Here is a 15,459-nt window from a genome sequence, read left to right on the forward strand (position 1 = left end):
CATTAACAATAACGTCAAAAAATTTCCTTCCCAAAACAGCTACCAAAATGACAATTCCACAAGAATTACAGTACACCGCCGACCATGAGTGGATTCGCGTAGAAGGTGATGTTGCTTACGTTGGTGTTACCGATTTCGCTCAAAAAGAATTGGGTGATATTGTGTACGTGGACATTACCACAGAAGGCCAAGAAGTGGCTCAAAATCACATTTTCGGAACAGTTGAAGCCGTAAAAACAGTTTCTGATTTGTTTTTGCCTGTGTCAGGAACAATTTTGGAAGTGAATCCAGAGCTTACAGCTACGCCCGAATTGGTGAACTCTGACCCTTACGGCAAAGGCTGGATGGTAAAAATCAATCTTTCGGACGCTTCGCAACTCGATACGTTGATGTCGGCGGAAGAATACGCTAAAACCATTGGCGCGTAAGTGCTGAGTTATATTTTCCAAGCTCTTTTTCGGGGGCTTGGAAAATATATTTTACGTTGATTATCAGTATCTAATTATCCCAAAACTCATACGTTTTTGAGTATATTTCTCAAAGAAAATCCTAAAATCATTCCTGATTATGAAGGCATATATTGAAGCTAACAAAGAACGTTTCTTGAGCGAATTGTTCGACTTGTTGCGTATTCCGTCGGTGAGTGCTGACAGCAAATTTAAAGGCGACGTGTTGCGTACTGCCGAATTTATTAAAGAAAAACTCGTAGCCGCAGGTGCAGACAAAGTGGAAGTTTGCGAAACGGCTGGTTACCCAATTGTTTATGGCGAAAAAATCATAGACCCAACTTTGCCAACGGTGTTGGTGTATGGCCACTATGACGTGCAGCCCGCCGACCCTTACGAACTTTGGGATTCTCCGCCATTCGAACCTGTGATTAAGAAAACAGAAATTCACCCCGACGGAGCAATTTTTGCACGTGGTTCTTGCGACGACAAAGGCCAAATGTACATGCACGTGAAAGCCTTCGAAACCATGATGGCCACAAATTCGCTGTCTTGCAACGTAAAATTTATGATTGAAGGTGAAGAGGAAGTCGGTTCGGCTAACTTGGGTACTTTCGTGAAAGAAAATAAAGAGCGTCTCAAATCGGATGTAATTTTGATTTCGGATACGTCTATTATAGCCAACGATGTGCCTTCGATTGACGTAGGTTTGCGTGGTTTGAGCTACTTGGAAGTGGAAGTAGTGGGGCCAAATCGCGACTTACACTCAGGCGTTTATGGCGGTGCTGTGGCAAATCCAATCAATGTATTGGCGCAAATGATTGCCAGCCTTCACGACGAAAACGGCCATATCACTATCCCGAATTTCTATGATGATGTGGTAGTTCTTTCCGAACAAGAACGTAATGACCTTAACGCTGCGCCTTTCGATTTGGAAGCGTACAAAAAAGATTTGAATATCAACGACGTAAGAGGCGAGGCTGGTTACAGCACTTTGGAGCGTACAGGTTCACGCCCAACGCTTGATTGCAACGGTATTTGGGGCGGTTATATCGGCGAAGGCAGCAAAACGGTATTGCCGTCTAAGGCCAACGCCAAAATCTCGATGCGCCTTGTACCGAATCAACAAACCGACAAAATTACGGCACTTTTCACCAAACATTTTGAAAGCATCGCGCCAAAATCGGTGAAAGTGAAAGTTACGCCACATCATGGCGGCGAGCCGTATTTGATGCCTCCGACTTCGTCGGCGTATTTGGCGGCCAGCGCAGCAATGGAAGAAAGTTTTGGTAAAAAACCAATTCCGACACGCGGCGGCGGAAGTATTCCGATTGTGGCTCTTTTTGAGCGCGAATTAGGCGTAAAAAGTATCTTGATGGGCTTTGGTTTGGATTCGGACGCGTTGCACTCGCCAAACGAACATTATGGCCTTTTCAACTATTACAAAGGCATCGAAACGATTCCGTTGTTCTTCAAGCATTTTGCAGCAAGCAAATAATTTTCTTTTGATATAAAAAACAAAAAGCAAGTTCCTCGTAATGAAGAACTTGCTTTTTGTTTGAGCGAAATATTATTGAAGAAATTACTCTCCTTTCAACTTTTTGATTTCGGCTTCTAATGCCTTGATTTTTTCTTCTTGCGCTTGCTTTTCTGCCCAAAGCTCATCTATTGGCGATATTACGCCATTCCATAACACTGTATCATCGCGTAAAATACTTGGTGCCCAGTCCAATTTAAGCGTATGAGGTTGCTGATTTTGCAAGTTATGGCCATAGGCAATAAGATGAAGTCCTTGTGGTTTGGCTGCTAAATAGTCATTGTCAAGCTCTTTGTGTGCTTCTGCATCTATACCCAATGCCGCCCAAATGTTGTCATAAGGCTTTTCTGTAAAAGTCTTTATGTCTATCCCTAATAAAGTTTTGGCAGGAGCTGAAATAAAGGATACTGTTGTTTGGCGTGTTTCGGGCGTATATTTAAGTGAAATAAGGACGACAGGAATACGAGAAGTAAGGCTGTTGAATTGCTGTTCTTTTTCGTTGTATAGCTTAGACAAACGGCTCATATCCAATTGCGCGGCGCGCATAGCCTCTATATTTTCCTGCATTTCTTCGTTTTTGCGCTTAGATTCTTCTTCTGCGCGTTGGCTATCTTCAAACAAACGACGTAATTCTGATTCTTTACGCGCCATTTCCTCTTGTGTGGCTTCCAATTCTTCCACATTTTGACGCATTTCTTCTTCTTGCGCTCGCATGTGTTCGGTCATTTCCTGCGACTCCTCCAATAGGCGTTTGGTGTGTTGGTTAATTTTCACAGAAGCTAACGTAGAGGCGATATTTTCAGCCAATTTCTCCAAAAAGGCAATTTCAAAAGGTTTTAGCACTTGGAAAGAGGCTAACTCAATTACTCCCAATACTTTATCTTCTAATTTGAGTGGCACAAACAGCAAGCAACGCGGATTGCCACCGCCCAAACCTGAGGTAATGCGCACAAATTCTTCAGGAATTTCTGTAATGAAAATACTTTGTTTTTCTAAATAACATTGTCCCGTTAGGCCTTCTCCAAACTCAATGCGTTGTTCGTTGTGCTTCTGGCGACCAAACGCGTAAGAAGCCATGAGTTGCAAGTGTTTGTCTTGTTCGTTGTCATCATTGACCAAGAAAATACCACCTTGATTAGCTTTCACGTAGTGAATAATGTTAGAAATAATATTGAAAGAAAACTCATTGAGATTTTCGGTATTGTGTCTGAAAATATCCACGAATTTGGCAAGCCCTTCAGTCGTCCAATTGCGTTGACGTTCGTTTTCGGCTACGGTTTTCATTTGCTCGCGCATGGCCACCAACGCACCTGATAAGCTATTTTCGCGCAGGTTATTTTCTTTTTCTTCGGACAGTCGAGTGTCCAAATTGCCGTCCCCGATTTTCTTTACAAACTCTGCTGCATTGCGCAAATTTGCTGCTAAATTGTTGATAGCCAACGATACTTTACCTATTTCATTTTGAGCAGAGTACTCAATTGTGCTATTCAAATTGCCTTTGGAAATTTGATCGGCAGCTTCTTCGATGAGTGTGAGCGGCTGCAAAAGTTGTTTTTGTAAGAACCGATAAGCAAAGATGACAGAGCCAGCACTTAAACTAACCACTAATATCAAAATATATTCAAACTCTGTTTCGGACTCTTCAAATTCTCGGAAAAAGAAATTGGCTACATTGTTGGTTCTTTTAAAAAGTTCTGGGCTTTGCGATACAATGGTTTTCATGGCATTGCGTACCGCTGGATTCGGAATTGAGGCCACTTCTGTTTTGGTAACAGTGGTATATTGTGGCATGGCCGCCGAATCCGTTTGGACAGAATCGGACACAGGAATTTCTACTTCAGTTTCTACCTCGTAGCTGCTATCAATTTGCAGCGGCTCGCGCAACAAAACTTCTAATTCGGCTTTGTAGGGTTTCCATTGAGATTCAAGCTCTTGCAATAATTTTTTGTCTTGATTTTCGGAAGGGTGGAGGCGTATGCCGTTGGTGATTCTTAGGTCGCGACCGCCGTGTGAAGTAATGTTCAAACGTTTTTGATATTCGTTAATGGCGGTTCGCAAATTCTCTTTGGCATCGGGTTTCTGTTGCGTGATTTGTTCGGCATCAAGCAACATTTTTTGAACTAAAGAACGATTAAAGCTAATTACGTCAAGTTGTAACTCTCTCTCCGCAAGTACATTAAAATAATGTCTGGTAATAAAAAAATATACCAAACAACCCAAAAGCAAACCACTGAACAGCAGTAAAATATTTTGCCGAATAGAAAAATTAGAGAAACGTTTTTTCATAAACTCTTTCCAATATTGGTATTATATCGGTTTTTTGAAAAAATTAGGGTAGCACTACGGCCAAATTACCTTGCAATATATACGTTTACACTGGTTTCTGAAATTTTTTTTACCTCTTTTCTCTGTTAGTATTGCGGGGCTTTGTTCAAAAAAATAATGAGAATTATTTGTATTTCTTCCCAAAAAAAGCTATATTATCTCAAATTGATTTTTACTTGATTCTACATTCGTCGCACAAAAATACTTTTAAATATTCAGTATCAGTATTTTACAAAATATATAAGTTTTAGGTCTTGCGTCCCAGCCGCAGCATTTTTCAACCCTATTTCAATTAAATGTCCGATGTCTTTCTGTGGCATTTACTTACAATTTTTAAGTTATAATGAAAAATAAAACAAACAATGCACTCCCCGATACCACAGTGGTATTGGGACTGCTCGAAGCAAACCAAGGAGTTACGTTTACTTTCAAGCAATTAGCTAACAAACTCGAAGCCCACTCAAAGCCCGCAAAAATTGCTTTAGGCAATGTTTTAGAAGAATTGGTGCGCAATGGCCGCATTATTCTTACTTCTCACGAACAGTTTATGGCCACGCCTCAATACGAATACGTGGAAGGTGTCGTGGATTTTGTTAATCCGCGTTTTGCTTTCATCATCTGCGAAGGCCGCGAAGAAGATATAAAAATTGATGCAGAACACCTGCACGCAGCCCTTGACGGCGACAAAGTGCGTGTGCGCCTCTACAAAGCGGGTCGCCGCTCGCGCCAAGAAGGGGAAGTGGACGAAATTCTGGAACGTCGCCGACATGAGTTTGTCGGAAGGCTCGAAATCAATCGCCGATTGGCTTTTGTCGTGCCCGATACGCGCAAAATGCACGTGGATATTTTCATTCCGTCTGAAGGCATTGGCCAAGCCCAGCACGGCGATAAGGTCATCGTCAAAGTCATGGATTTTGGCAACGACATCCGCAACCCCGAAGGCGTTGTAACCGAAATTTTGGGCAAAGCAGGCGAAAATAATGCTGAAATGCACTCGATTTTGGCCGAATTTGGGTTGCCTGCTCGTTTTGAAGAAAACGTTGATGCCGAAGCCAACGCCATTAGCACCGAACTTCCTGCCGAAGAAATTGCACGTCGCCGCGATTTCCGTAAAGTAACCACATTTACCATAGACCCCATTGATGCCAAAGATTTTGACGATGCCATTTCATTGCGCACGCTCGAAAACGGCAACTGGGAAGTAGGCGTACACATCGCCGACGTGAGCCATTATGTACGCCCCAACACGGTGTTGGAGGCTGAAGCCTACCGCCGCGCCACGTCCGTGTATTTGGTGGATAGGGTAGTGCCAATGTTGCCCGAAAAACTTTCGAACGAACTTTGTTCGCTGCGCCCACACGAAGACAAATTTACGTTTTCGGCGGTGTTTGAGCTGGACAAAAATGCTCGCGTGAAAGACCAATGGTTTGGCCGCACAGTTATTCACTCCGACCGCCGTTTTACTTACGAGGAAGCACAAGAAATTTTGGAAACTGGCGAAGGTGATTTTGCAAAAGAAGTATTGTTGCTCAATGAATTAGCCCACAAACTTCGCGAAGAGCGTTTCCGTAAAGGTTCGATTGGTTTTGAAACGCCAGAAGTTCGCTTCAAGCTCGACGAGACGGGCAAGCCTTTGGCCGTAATCCCGAAAGTACGCAAAGACGCGCATAAACTCGTAGAAGATTTTATGTTGTTGGCCAATAAAAAAGTAGCGGAATTTGTCTTTAATCAGAAAAAAGACCGCCCTAAAAATACGATGGTGTATCGTGTTCACGACGCGCCAGACCCGCAGAAAATGCAGACGTTCTCGAATTTTGTCAAAAAATTTGGGTACAAATTAAGTGTAGAAGAGGGTCATATTTCCGACTCACTCAACAGCCTTATCGCCGACGTGGAAGGCAAGCCCGAACAAGATGCTTTGCAGAGTTTGGCCGTGCGCACGATGGCCAAAGCGCGTTATACGATTGAAAATATTGGTCACTTTGGTTTGGCCTTTAAGCATTACACGCACTTCACTTCACCGATTCGCCGCTACCCAGACGTAATGGTACACAGGCTTTTACAGCATTATTTGGACGGTGGCCAGCCTGCCGATGCTGTTTTGTTGGAAATGCAATGCCGCCACAGTTCGGACATGGAACGCCGCGCCTCCGAAGCCGAACGCGCCTCCATCAAATACAAACAAGTCGAGTTTATGCGTATGCAGGAAGAAGGCCGAATTTTTGACGGTGTCATTTCTGGTATTTCGGAATGGGGGGTTTATGTGGAAATTACCGAAACCAAATGCGAAGGCATGGTACGTTTTGGCGACCTTTCCGACGACCATTACGAGTACGACAAAGAAAATTATCGCGCTATCGGGTTGCATAAAAAACGTATTTTGGCTTTTGGCGACAAAGTGCAAGTGCGCGTAAAAAATACGGACTTGGACAAGCGCACCATTGATTTGGAGTTTGCGGGAACAAGCCAAATGCCTGCCCGCGCGAAGACTTCGGGTGGTGGCAACGACCGAGGCGGTCGCAAACATCGCCGCTAATCCAAATAGTTTTTCGGGCGGGATTTTTTACTAAAAAAATCCCGCCCGAAGTGCCTTAAATATCTGTGTTGAGGTAAAAAAACATATTTCGTTCGCCTTGTCGGTTTAGGCTGTATTCAAACCGAAAAACCAAATCATAAAACGTAACAACCACCAAACCCGCGCCAACTCCCGCCAATAGCGTGTTGCTGAGGCGTGCGTTAATGGCTTCGTGTTGCGGTTGATAGACATAGCCCAAATCGCCATGCCCTTGCAAATAAAGTTGGAGTGGCACACTGCGGAACTGATTCGGGATGCGTTTCCAGCCGCCATAATGCCAGTTTTTATCCAAAAATTTGTACCGAAACGAGTTTTTGACCAGCACAGGTGCACGGCCTTCCACTACATATTTTTCGTAGCCACGCACTACGCGCATATCATAACCCAGTGTTTTGTAATTGTAGTAGGGTAGTGTGGGCGTAAAAAGCCATTCGGCTTCGGTGCGTATGCCCCAAAACCATTTGGGCGAAAGCGTTTTGAAATAACTAAACGTAAGGCGAGTAGCACCAGACTGTACATTGGCTTTGGGGGAAAGTCCCCATTTTTCTATTTCCCAAATAAAATAAAACCCTTTTCGGGCAAAAGGCTTGCGGTCGCGGCGGTCGTAACTGTAACGGTACGCCACATATCCGAAATGCTGCACCTTTGAGCCATTGCCGAAATACGACGGATTAAGCCAACGCGCCACCGTATCCACTACGGTATTTCTTGCCCAACCAATTTCTGCATGATGCGAACCAAAAATATGTTGGCGCACATCGTAGGCAAGTCGCGTAATAAAGCGCGTGCGGGCTACTTTCGTATCGTTTTTGAAGAATAAAAGTTTATTGTTTTCGGTGATGTATGCAATGTTGTTGTTGGTGATGTAGGAAATGCCCAACATCAGCCCCGAATTGAGCTTTCGGTTAATATATGGAATAGTATAGGCTGCTTCTAACTTGTGCGTAAAGCCCCATTGAAAGGTTGCTTTGAAGGTTTCTTTGCGGCCTCTGCAATTGTTTTGGGTGAAACGTATGCCATAGTTGATGCGGCGCAAGTCCGCACCGCGATTGTACCACCATTCGTTAAAACTACGGTCGGCAAGTTCTATAATCGGGAAAGGAAAGGTGTACCAACGTTCTGAAACCGTGATGATGATGTTGCGGCGGTGCGTTGTGCTGTCTGCTGTGGGAACGGAACGTACACGTGCGTCCAAAAAAAGTTGTGTATTGTAAATTTGGTTGGCGTTTTGGCGAAAAAGTAAGGCCGTATCTACGCGTACAGTATCGCCAGCAAACAAACCTGTGAGTTCACGAAGGATAATGTACGGCTTTGTGCGGCGATTGCCTTCGATGCGGATGCTGTCCACCGTCCAAGTGGTAGGCGTTTGGGCAAATACCTCCCCGCACGGCATCGCCAATGCCATACAGATAAGCCATTGCGCTATTTGCCTGATAATATTTATTGATTGCCGCCGCCTCATTCTACAAGAAAGTTACACAAAAACATTGGTTTTGCATGGAAAAGGACAAAATTATGTGCTTAGCTCTGTGCAAAGTATTAAAAACCCCACCCAACCCTCCCCATTGGGGAGGGCTTTTTGATGGTGCGCTTGAAAATTAGTTAAAGAATATACAAGCCCGTGTATATGTGCTGAGAAGAAAGGCAAAAGGTAAGTTTAGGAAGGCAAAAGGTAAGTTTAGGAAGGCAAAAAGTAAGTTTAGGAAGTCAAAAGGTAAGTTCAGGAAGTCAAAAGGTAAGTTCAGGAAGTCAAAAGGTAAGTTCAGGAAGTCAAAAGGTAAGTTCAGGAAGTCAAAAGGTAAGTTCAGGAAGGCAAAAGGTAAATTCAGGAAGGCAAAAGGTACGCACAATCGTGTGTATTTATAAAAAAAGAAGAATATACAATTCTTTTGGAAGGTTTAATATAAAAACTATCGGGTAGATGTATGAGTATTTTAATTAAAATAGAAAAAAATTAAGCCCGAATATATTTAATAACTTAAAGATTGTTTTGAAACCCAATAAAACCAGAGAATCAATTAGGTTAAGTAATTCATAAAGCCTAAAGAATGTCTTATTTAACCCTTATTTGTTTTATAAACCTATAAAGTTTGTTTTGTTTGGCAGGCTCTACCATAAAAGATAAAGAGAGTTGTACTTCATTTCTTATTTGAAGAAGCGTTCGGCGAAATTCATTAGAAATAATTCGGACTCAGCACGTGTAATGGCCGTGTAGAGCCAACGCAAAAACTCAACGTTTATCATGTCGTCGTTGAGGTAGCCTTGCTCCACAAACACGGCTTTCCATTGGCCGCCCTGTGATTTGTGGCAAGTAAGCGCGTAGGCAAATTTTACTTGCAAGGCATTGAGATAGGGGTCGATGCGGATTTGTTCGTTACGGCTTCGCTTGTTTTCAACGTCGGAGTAGTCGGCGCAAACAGACTCGTACAAGAGACGATTGTCGGCTTGCGAAAGATTAGGTTGCTCGGAATGTAGCGTATCAAGCAATACTTTCGCCTCAAAAGGCTCTTGGTCTGGATAATCGAGCAAACGCAGGCGCAAAGTAGCGAATCGGAAGCCGTGCATTTCCTCTATTTGGCGGACACGCAACACTTCCGCAAAATCGCCATTGGCCAAAAAGCCCGCGGGGGCGGTCTCGTCGAGCCAAGTGTAATTGTTGCGCACAATCATAATCAAATCTCCTGCGTCAAGTTCGGATTCTCGTCCTAAAATGCTGGTTCTGATAAACTTGTTGTATTGTACGGCTTGTTTGTTGCTGCGGCAAATAATCGCAACGTTTTCGTGGCCGTATTTACTATAAGCGTATTCGAGTCCGTCGGGCAATCGGTCGCCGCTCATCTTGAAAATGTCTCGGTAACCTTTGGTTTGAAATTCAATATTAAAGTCTCGGCGGTTGATATGTTGGCGCAACATGGTAGCATTGCGCAAAATACCCGATTCTTGTTGCTGTCGCACCACTTCGGTAAGCTCGTGTTCGAGGAGGTTGAGGCCGAAGGTGTCGCGCAGATAATTGGCATCAAGCGCAGGGCTGATGTTTTGGTTTACGGGGGGCAACTGCGCCGAATCACCGACAATCAAGAGTTTGTTACTGCTATCTTCAAAGACAAAAGCGACCAAATCCCGTAACAAACCATTGCCCATATTGTCGGGTTCGTTTTGTACCATAGATGCTTCGTCCACGATGAACAGCGTATTTTTGTAATAGTTTTTTTGGCGTTTGAAAGACAACAAACCCGTATAGCTGTCGGCGGTTTGTTGATAAATGGTTTTGTGAATGGTGAAGGCGTTGCGCTGCGAATAACTGCTCATGACCTTTGCGGCGCGGCCTGTGGGTGCCATCATGTGCGCGCGATAGTTGAAACGCGAGGCGATTTTGACCAAACGACTCAATACGGTGGTTTTGCCCGTGCCTGCGTAGCCTCGCAACAAAAAGGCCTGATACTCATTTTCTTTGTCCAACAAAAAAATATCCAGATACTGAAAAAGTCGGAATTGTCCTTCGGTGGGTTCGAACGGGAATTTTTGGAGTAGCAGTTGCGATGGACTTTGCATTTTGAATCTTTAAGAATTTGTTTTTGAGTTGGTTGGGAAATGGCGATTGTTTTATAAATCAGGGTTGTTTTTTATTTTCAGTACAAATTCGATGGGTGTATCGAAGTCTTCGGCAATTTCTTCAATTGTCAATTTGCCTCGCAAAAGTGCCTTTTGAATCCCTTTGATTTTAGCTACTTCTTCACCTAACTCTTTGCCAATCTCAATGCCTTCTTCGCGGCCAAGTTCCTTGCCAATTTCAATGCCCTCTTCACGTCCTTCTTCACGTCCTTCTTCTTTGGCGGTGTCCAGTGAGTTTTTGACATCACGATAATATTTCAAACTGTCCTCGTAGGCCGTGCGCTCTGTTGCGTCCAGTTTCGCCAATTCTGCCGTCTCGAACGCCTGTGTAAAGACACGTTCTTGCAATCGCACGGGACGATTTTGTAACTTATGCAAATTCTTTAACAAGTATAACCACTTGTCTTCCAGTGTTTCCAGTTCGCTTTCAGACTTTTGGAAATTGGGCATTTGCAAATACAAAAACGTGAGTTTTTCATAAAAAACACGGTTTTGCGCCTTGTCCTTTAGTTGAACTTCTACTTTCAAATCATTTTTGTAATGGTCATCAAAGCAAAAATCCAGAATTGCGACGGTATAAACCGCCTTTAGTTCGTAGTTCCAATCGCCTTTTTCGGCCTGTTCTTGTATCGGGAACGTAGCGTAAAAAATGGAACGGTCTTTAAAGAAACTTTGTCGGGCTTTTTGCAACTCCACGATGAATTTTTCGCCTTGCTCATTTTCACAGTATAAGTCAAAAATGACTTTTCTGTCCAAATCCGACGCGCCCAAATGTTCTGTTTTCTTGTAGGTAAGTTCTGTGATGCCAAGTTTTAACACTTCATTCAAAAAGCTCACTAACAGGTCTTTGTTTGGTTCTGAACCAAACAGTTTCTTGAAACCAAAGTCCGTGAAAGGGTTGATGTATTTTTCTTGCGTAGTCATGGGCGAGGCGAAAAATCTAACGGCAATTTATCTTTAGAATTTGTTCGGTGAAGGTACAATATTCTGATAAATAAAAAGATAACAGTCTTTTGGATTGATTGCCCAAAAGACTGAAAATCTGTGATTTTATTCAATAAAATAAATGTTGGCTTGGGCGTAACATTAGTCCTTACGTTCCAATGCCACCACATTTTCTACGTGGTAGGTGTGCGGGAACATATCCACAGGCTGCACGGCTGTAACGCGGTATTTTTCGTCGAGCAAGGCAAGGTCGCGGGCTTGCGTGGCAGGGTTGCAACTCACATACACGATGCGTTGCGGCGCAAGGCGCAACAACATGGCCACTACGTCGGCGTGCATTCCTGCGCGTGGCGGGTCTGTAATGATTACGTCGGGGCGTGCGTGCGCGTTTACAAAATCATCGTTGAGTACGTCTTTCATGTCGCCTGCATAAAACAGCGTGTTGTCGATGCCGTTAATCTGCGAATTGATTTTTGCATCTTCGATGGCCATTTCCACGTATTCCACCCCGATTACTTGTTTGGCTTGGCGTGCCACAAAATTAGCAATTGTGCCAGTTCCTGTATAAAGGTCATACACCACTTCATTGCCAGTGAGTTGTGCCATGTCGCGGGTTACTTTGTACAAGTTGTAGGCTTGTAGGCTGTTGGTTTGGTAGAAAGATTTGGGGCCTACGCGGAAACGCAAACCTTCCATTTCTTCTTCAATGTAAGGTTGTCCGTGCCAACAATTTACCTCTAAATCATGGAAAGTTTCGTTGCCTTTCGGATTGATAACGTATTGCAGGGATGTGATTTGCGGGAAATTTTCTTGCAGATGCGTCATCAGTCCCGCGATGGCTTGGCGGTCGTTGTAATAGAATTGCACAATCACCATGATTTGGCCAGTGCTTTGCGCCGTCCGAATCACGAGCAAACGCAACAAACCTCTTTTATCCAATAAATTGAAAAATGGCAAATCGTGCGCTTCGGCGTAGGCTTTGATGGCCAAACGAATCGCATTGGAAGGGTCGGGCTGCAACCAACAATGATTAATGTCCAGAATCTTATCGAATCGGCGCGGAATGTGAAAACCTAAGGCGTTGCGGTCGGTGTGGTTTTCGTCCGACTTCACCTCTTCCCACGAGAGCCAACGTTTATCCGAAAAAGTAAATTCTAATTTGTTGCGGTAATAGGTCGTTTCGGGTGCTGGCAAAATGGCTTGTATTTCGGGCAACTCCACTTTTCCGATGCGCTCCAGATTATCTTTTACTTGTTTTTGCTTGAAAAACAATTGTTTATCGTAAGACAAATGTTGCCATTTGCAGCCGCCGCACGTACCAAAATGTTCGCAAAATGGCTGTTGGCGTAGGGGAGAGGGTTTCACGACGCTTACGACTTGCGCTTCTGCAAAGCTGCTTTTCTGTTTGGTAATGCGCAGGTTCACCACGTCTTCGGGCACGGCATCGCCTTCAATGAAAATTACTTTTTCTTCGTGGCGGGCAAGGCATTTGCCTTCGGCCACCATTTCCAGCACCGTGATATTATCTAAAAGAACTTGTTTTTGTTTTTTTCTCATGAGGTAACTAACGCCTTATATTATAGTGTGTAAAAAAATCCTTCGTTTGGCGGAAGGATTTCGGGGCTTTACTTTCAATAAAAAATGTGGGGCGATAAGCCGGGTTCTGTCAGTTTGCACGAGGCAAACGTCTTATCATTTATCTAGGCAGAGGCTCACGCCAATGCTCCATCAACCTACCCACTGGCATCGAGCGGGCAGCCCTTTCCCTCCGCAAGCGGAGTTGCGCCAGCCTATTTGGTTTTTCAACCCGTAAGGTTTGCCATGCCTTTGCTGTCGCCAGCAAAGCGGTAGGCTCTTACTCTACCATTTCACCCTTACCTGCCCGAAAGCAGGCGGTATCTTCTCTGTTGCACTTTCTGTAACACAAGGCTTTAGACCTTATGCTCCTTCCCGTTAGGAAGTACGGTTGCCCTATGTTGCCCAGACTTTCCTCTTCAACTCTTAGGCGAGTTGCAGCGATAAGATGCCCCACATCGGCGGCAAAACTACACGAAAAAACCGACAAAGCCGCATTGCAAAGTGTATGTAAACTATAAAACGCATTTCGTAACACAACCTTAATTTTTTGAGACGGGCTTTTAACCGATAAATAACCTTGCCTTCAAAATGCCGTCAGATTGCTGTTCTACTTTTGTGCCGTTGTGTTATAGACACAGGTTCATGTTGTTAATGGGCTTATAATCAAAGAAAGAATTAAATTTCTAAACATCTTATACTCATGAAAAAATTTACGCTTACCGTTTTGGCTGCTGCATTGTCGTTGGGTGCGGCGCAAGCTCAATTCTTTACCCCAACTACTTACAAAGGTGCTTTTGGTACTACGGATTGGACTTCAGGCTGGGCAAATTTTGACCCAAAAACAACTGAGTATCCTGGTGATGCTGGCACAACATTCAACAATGTAACAATTGCTGCGGGTAACATCACAAGCAATACTACTTGGACAAAAAACAATGCAAGTGGTGTTCGTAACGTATATCGTATTTCTGGTTATACTTACGTGGATAGCTCATTTACTTTGACTATCGAGCCAGGTACAATTATTCGTGGTTCGGGTACTGGTACTTTGGTTATCAAACGCGGTGCGAAAATTAACGCGAACGGTACTGCTGCTGACCCAATTATTTTTACATCAGGTGCGCCAGTAGGCGTGAACCGTAAGCCAGGTAACTGGGGTGGTTTGGTGCTTTGCGGTGCAGCTACACACAACATTGCTACTGGCACTAATGCTGCTGTAGAAGGTGGTATTGCTGCTAAGCATGGCGGTAATGATGATAACGACAATTCGGGTGTGCTTCGTTACGTACGTATTGAGTTCCCTGGCCAACCTTTAACGGCTGCTGCTAATAGTGAAATCAACGGTTTGTCTATGTACTCGGTGGGTCGTGGCACGCAAATCGACCACATTCAAGTTTCTTTCTCTGGTGATGATTCTTACGAATGGTTTGGCGGTACAGTTGATGCAAAATATTTGATTGCTTCACGTGGCCAAGATGATGATTTTGATACAGATAACGGTTTCAGAGGTCGCGTACAATTTGCAGTAGCTCAACGCGATACGCTTGTACATGACCAAAGTGGTTCTAACGGTTTTGAATCAGACAACGACGTAAACGGCACAATGCGCACTCCGCAAACTCGCCCGTTCTTCTCAAACGTAACGTTGATTGGCCCAATGTCATCAACAAGCCAAGTGGTTTCTTCAGAATTTAAACGCGTAGCGCATATCCGTCGTAACTCTGCTTGTTCTATTTATAACAGTGCATTTGCTGGTTTCCCAGTTGGTTTGTTGGCCGATGGCAAACGTACTGGTGCTAATATCGTATCTGATACGCTTCAAATCCAAAATACTGTTTTTGCAGGTATTCCAGCATCTTCGGATATTACAGTTACGGCAATGGATACAACTGTAGATGGTACTACTTTGAATTTGGCTTATGTGGCTAGCTGGTTGCTTGCAGCTAACCATGCAAATGATACATTGGCTACGGCTGCTCAATTGCAACTTACTGCTCCATTCAACCTTACTGCTCCGAATTTCTTGCCTTTGACTGGCTCTCCATTGTTGAGCGGTGCAAGTTTCTCGAACGTACGTTTGGGTGGTTTCACTAGCGTAAAATCAGAACTTAACAAAAATATCAAATTAGGCTCATATCCAAACCCTACGGCTGCTGACGCATTTGTAAACGTGATTTTGGAAAAAGCCAGCGAAGTGAGTGTAAGCGTTCAGGACGTAACTGGTAAAACAGTTCTTACACTTCCTGCCAACCGTTATGAAGTAGGTTCTAATGACATCATGTTGCCTACAAGCCAATTGAACAACGGTATTTATAGCATTTTAATTACTACCAACGAAGGTCGTAACGCTACTCGATTGGTAGTGAACAGATAATTTGGTTATAGGTTTCTTCTTTGTAGTAAAAACCGTCTGAGCTTTGCTTGGGCGGTTTTTCTTCTTT

The 15,459-nt window shown here is 43.8% G+C and carries 10 protein-coding genes and 1 other RNA gene; 5 read left to right on the forward strand and 6 right to left on the reverse strand.

Translation table 11 applies throughout. The annotated features are described in order from the left end of the window. Positions 1-47 precede the first annotated feature (47 nt). Both gcvH and BM090_RS07110 read left to right on the forward strand, forming a co-directional pair. The gene (gene gcvH / locus BM090_RS07105) at positions 48-428 is read left to right on the forward strand and encodes a glycine cleavage system protein GcvH (RefSeq protein ID WP_091509917.1); all 381 of its coding nucleotides are present in this window, start codon (positions 48-50) and stop codon (positions 426-428) included. Positions 429-567: 139 nt separating this feature from the next. Further along, positions 568-1,944 (forward strand): dipeptidase, encoded by a 1,377-nt coding sequence (locus BM090_RS07110; protein ID WP_091509921.1) that lies wholly within the window; start codon positions 568-570, stop codon positions 1,942-1,944. Positions 1,945-2,028: 84 nt separating this feature from the next. On the opposite strand, the gene BM090_RS07115 is transcribed toward BM090_RS07110, so the two are convergent. After that, complete coding sequence (locus tag BM090_RS07115; protein WP_091509926.1) at positions 2,029-4,269, reverse strand: GAF domain-containing protein; 2,241 nt, start codon at positions 4,267-4,269, stop codon at positions 2,029-2,031. 382 nt (positions 4,270-4,651) lie between these two features. Here BM090_RS07115 and rnr point away from each other — a divergent pair, with 382 nt between their 5' ends. Then, on the forward strand, positions 4,652-6,844 hold the full coding sequence (gene rnr / locus BM090_RS07120; protein ID WP_091509929.1) for a ribonuclease R: 2,193 nt from the start codon (positions 4,652-4,654) through the stop codon (positions 6,842-6,844). Between the two features lie 55 nt (positions 6,845-6,899). On the opposite strand, the gene BM090_RS07125 is transcribed toward rnr, so the two are convergent. Further along, positions 6,900-8,288: a POTRA domain-containing protein gene (locus BM090_RS07125; protein ID WP_091509932.1), complete on the reverse strand. Its 1,389-nt coding sequence runs from the start codon at positions 8,286-8,288 to the stop codon at positions 6,900-6,902. A 224-nt stretch (positions 8,289-8,512) separates the two neighbouring features. Here BM090_RS07125 and BM090_RS07130 point away from each other — a divergent pair, with 224 nt between their 5' ends. Continuing rightward, positions 8,513-8,749: a hypothetical protein gene (locus BM090_RS07130; protein ID WP_091509934.1), complete on the forward strand. Its 237-nt coding sequence runs from the start codon at positions 8,513-8,515 to the stop codon at positions 8,747-8,749. A 279-nt stretch (positions 8,750-9,028) separates the two neighbouring features. On the opposite strand, the gene BM090_RS07135 is transcribed toward BM090_RS07130, so the two are convergent. The 4 genes from BM090_RS07135 to rnpB all read right to left on the reverse strand — a co-directional run bounded on the left by BM090_RS07135 (position 9,029) and on the right by rnpB (position 13,475). Continuing rightward, complete coding sequence (locus tag BM090_RS07135; protein ID WP_091509938.1) at positions 9,029-10,435, reverse strand: ATP-dependent DNA helicase; 1,407 nt, start codon at positions 10,433-10,435, stop codon at positions 9,029-9,031. A gap of 51 nt (positions 10,436-10,486) precedes the next feature. Beyond that, positions 10,487-11,419: an Rpn family recombination-promoting nuclease/putative transposase gene (locus tag BM090_RS07140; protein ID WP_091509942.1), complete on the reverse strand. Its 933-nt coding sequence runs from the start codon at positions 11,417-11,419 to the stop codon at positions 10,487-10,489. A gap of 162 nt (positions 11,420-11,581) precedes the next feature. Then, positions 11,582-12,997: a 23S rRNA (uracil(1939)-C(5))-methyltransferase RlmD gene (gene rlmD, locus BM090_RS07145; protein ID WP_091509945.1), complete on the reverse strand. Its 1,416-nt coding sequence runs from the start codon at positions 12,995-12,997 to the stop codon at positions 11,582-11,584. Positions 12,998-13,076: 79 nt separating this feature from the next. Then, positions 13,077-13,475: RNase P RNA component class A (rnpB, locus tag BM090_RS07150), an RNA gene on the reverse strand. A gap of 243 nt (positions 13,476-13,718) precedes the next feature. Between rnpB and BM090_RS07155 the strand changes: the two genes are divergently transcribed. Continuing rightward, the gene (locus tag BM090_RS07155; protein WP_091509949.1) at positions 13,719-15,392 is read left to right on the forward strand and encodes a T9SS type A sorting domain-containing protein; all 1,674 of its coding nucleotides are present in this window, start codon (positions 13,719-13,721) and stop codon (positions 15,390-15,392) included. Positions 15,393-15,459: the final 67 nt, after the last annotated feature.

The sequence above is a fragment of the Flexibacter flexilis DSM 6793 genome (assembly GCF_900112255.1).
Taxonomy (GTDB): Bacteria; Bacteroidota; Bacteroidia; order Cytophagales; family Flexibacteraceae; genus Flexibacter; species Flexibacter flexilis.

Excerpts from the sequence above, each read along its gene's own strand:
- BM090_RS07125 (WP_091509932.1), bottom strand. The coding sequence starts at position 8,288 with ATGGCATTGGCGATGCCGTGCGGGGAGGTATTTGCCCAAACGCCTACC.
- rnr (WP_091509929.1), top strand. The coding sequence starts at position 4,652 with ATGAAAAATAAAACAAACAATGCACTCCCCGATACCACAGTGGTATTG.
- BM090_RS07110 (WP_091509921.1), top strand. The coding sequence starts at position 568 with ATGAAGGCATATATTGAAGCTAACAAAGAACGTTTCTTGAGCGAATTG.
- BM090_RS07140 (WP_091509942.1), bottom strand. The coding sequence starts at position 11,419 with ATGACTACGCAAGAAAAATACATCAACCCTTTCACGGACTTTGGTTTC.
- BM090_RS07135 (WP_091509938.1), bottom strand. The coding sequence starts at position 10,435 with ATGCAAAGTCCATCGCAACTGCTACTCCAAAAATTCCCGTTCGAACCC.
- gcvH (WP_091509917.1), top strand. The coding sequence starts at position 48 with ATGACAATTCCACAAGAATTACAGTACACCGCCGACCATGAGTGGATT.
- BM090_RS07115 (WP_091509926.1), bottom strand. The coding sequence starts at position 4,269 with ATGAAAAAACGTTTCTCTAATTTTTCTATTCGGCAAAATATTTTACTG.
- rlmD (WP_091509945.1), bottom strand. The coding sequence starts at position 12,997 with ATGAGAAAAAAACAAAAACAAGTTCTTTTAGATAATATCACGGTGCTG.
- BM090_RS07155 (WP_091509949.1), top strand. The coding sequence starts at position 13,719 with ATGAAAAAATTTACGCTTACCGTTTTGGCTGCTGCATTGTCGTTGGGT.